Annotated in this window: 2 protein-coding genes; one reads left to right on the top strand and one right to left on the bottom strand. The window is 63.3% G+C overall.

Annotation, left to right across the window (positions count from 1 at the left end; all coding sequences use genetic code 11):
* Positions 1–173: 173 nt before the first annotated feature.
* Positions 174–524, bottom strand: a complete 351-nt coding sequence (locus NMG80_RS03400) for a DUF1304 domain-containing protein (RefSeq protein WP_254016836.1) — start codon at positions 522–524, stop codon at positions 174–176.
* 188 nt (positions 525–712) lie between these two features.
* Between NMG80_RS03400 and NMG80_RS03395 the strand changes: the two genes are divergently transcribed.
* Positions 713–2197: a carboxypeptidase M32 gene (locus tag NMG80_RS03395; RefSeq protein ID WP_254016835.1), complete on the top strand. Its 1485-nt coding sequence runs from the start codon at positions 713–715 to the stop codon at positions 2195–2197.
* Positions 2198–2599 lie beyond the last annotated feature (402 nt).

Below are 2599 nucleotides of genomic sequence, written 5' to 3'. Positions count from 1 at the left end.
AACTTCCTGACGCACTCATCCCTGGGCGAAGCAAGGAGCGAAGCGACGCAGCGTAGACCCTGGGATGACGAAGGCATGGTGGCCTGTGGCTAATCCCGGCGTCAGAGATGGTGGCTGCAGGCAGGCCGGCCGCGACCCGTCAGTTAAGAACCAAATCCCCTGTGCAGAGGAAACTAGCTCAAAGCGAGCGCGACCAGAGCAGCTGCCGCCGGTATGGTCTGGACGTAAAAGATTTTCCTGCCGACCGTCGCTGCGCCGTAGAGGCCGGCGATGGCGACGCAGAGCAGGAAAAACACCTTGATCTGGAAACCGGCCTCGCCGAGGTAAAGCCCCCAGATCAGCCCGGCTGCGAGAAAGCCGTTGTAAAGCCCCTGGTTGGCCGCAAGCACTTTCGATGCGCTGGCGAATTCCGGCGTCAGCTTGAACGCCTTGTGGCCGCGCGGCGTGTCCCACAGCACCATCTCCAGATAGACGATGTAGAGGTGGATCAGCGCCACTAACCCGACCAGCACATTGGCGATCATGCTATGTCTCCCCATTGCGACATGGCGCCGCCTCGCGATATTGACCACGCACGCCACCGCTCCCTCAAGACCCATTGCGGCGTGCATCCCGGCCGGCAATCAATGTGCCCATCGCCGACGGCCTTCAGGGTTGCCAATATCAGCGCATTGGTATCTTTTCCCGCCGTTCAAATTCAGCGGAACCCACAATGTCCTTTCAAAAACTCGACGACCTCGGCCACAAGCTCGAAGCACTGGAGCATGCGCTCGCCATCCTCGCCGCCGACGAGGCGACCCACATGGCCGTCGGCGGCGGCGAAAAACGCGCCGAGGCGATGTCGGCGCTGGCCGGCATGCATCACGCCAGAGCGACGGCGCCGGAGATCGCCGACTGGATCGCAGCGGCCGAACAGGAGACGCTGAACGAAGAACAGCAGGCAGCGGTCAAGGAATTCCGACGGCAATACACCAACCTGACCTGCCTGCCGGTCGAATTCGTCGAGCGCCAAACCACTGCACGGATGCGTTCCGAGCAGCTCTGGCGCGACCTGCGCGCGAAAAACGACTGGGCCGGATTCTTGCCGGCGCTCGAAGGCGTCGTCGCGTTGGTGCGCGAGGAAGCAGCGCTTCGCGCCGACGTGCTCGGCCTTGATCCCTACGACGCGCTAATGGAGCAATACGATCCCGGCAACCGAGCCGCCGAGATCACGCCGGTCTTCGCCGAGTTGAAGACGTTTCTAAGGGATTTCGTACCCGAGGCACTGGCGGTGCAGGATGAGCGGCTGGCGAAACATCCGCTGAAGCCGCTTTCGGGCAGCTATGCGATCGAAAAGCAGCGCGAGCTTGGCCTCGCCATGATGGCGGCGGTCGGCTTCGATCTCACCCACGGCTCACTGTCGGTATCGCATCATCCGTTCTGCGGCGGCGTGCCGAGCGACGTGCGCATCACCACCCGCTACAAGACCTCCGATTTCCTGTCGGCGCTAATGGGCGTGCTGCACGAGACCGGCCACGCGCTTTACGAGCAGAACCGGCCGCGGGCGTGGGCGCACTGGCCGCTCGGCAAGGCGCGGGGCATGGCCGTGCATGAGAGCCAGAGCCTGTTCGTCGAAAAGCAGATCGGCCGCAATCCCGAATTCTGGCGCTGGGCGCTGCCGGTGGTCGAAAAGCACCTCGGCGAGACCTGGTCGATCGAAGACATCCTGCCGCATGTGCACCGGGTCGAGCGCGGGCTGATCCGCGTCGACGCCGACGAGGTCACCTATCCGCTGCACGTCATCCTGCGCTACGAGCTGGAGCAGGAGCTTGTCTCGGGGCGGCTCGAGGCCGCCGACCTGCCCGAGGCCTGGGACGCCAGGATGCGCGACTATCTCGGCCTGTCGACCATCGACAACCCGGCCGACGGACCGATGCAGGACGTGCACTGGCCGGGCGCCGCCTTCGGCTATTTCCCGTCTTATACGCTGGGCGCCATGATGGCGGCGCAGCAATGGGCGGCGCTGACCAGAGATCATCCTTCGGCCGACGAAGACCTCGCCAAGGGAAATTTCGCGACGATCAACGACTGGCGCCGTGAAAGGATCTGGTCGCAAGGTTCGCGCTGGTCGACGCCCGACCTGCTCGAACGCGCCACCGGCGAGAAGCTCAACGCCACGCATTTCACCGAGCATTTGAGGAGGAGGTACGGGGCGTGAGCGGGACAATCTGCAGCGTCCGGCTGTCGCCGCATTTACGCAAGCGGTATGGGGGCTCGATGTGCTCGAAGGCACCAAGAAATGATCGTTGTGGATGCTTCCGTATTCGTGAAGATTCTCAAACAAGAGGAAGGTAGCGAGGCCGCACCGTGCTTCTGGCTCGCGGTCAAAGAGGCATAGCCGGTCCGGTGAAAGGGTAGCGAGCACCGTTGCGGATGCAAGCGCCGTTCTGGGCCACTACATTCTTCGGCGGAGGTCACGGCATGGATTCCAGGGTCTCCGCGACGTCGCTTCGCTCCTGCTCCGCCCTGGGATGACGAAGTGGAGGGATGCTTCGGCTAATCTTGGAGGTTTGCGATTTGCCGTAAGCCCCCTGCGCCTTCGGTCGAGTAGAGGCGATGG

Origin of the sequence: Mesorhizobium escarrei (genome assembly GCF_935825525.1) — a bacterium.
Taxonomy (GTDB): domain Bacteria; phylum Pseudomonadota; class Alphaproteobacteria; order Rhizobiales; family Rhizobiaceae; genus Mesorhizobium; species Mesorhizobium escarrei.
Note: the sequence above shows the minus strand (reverse complement) of the source record. Positions and strands in the feature narration are given on the sequence as shown.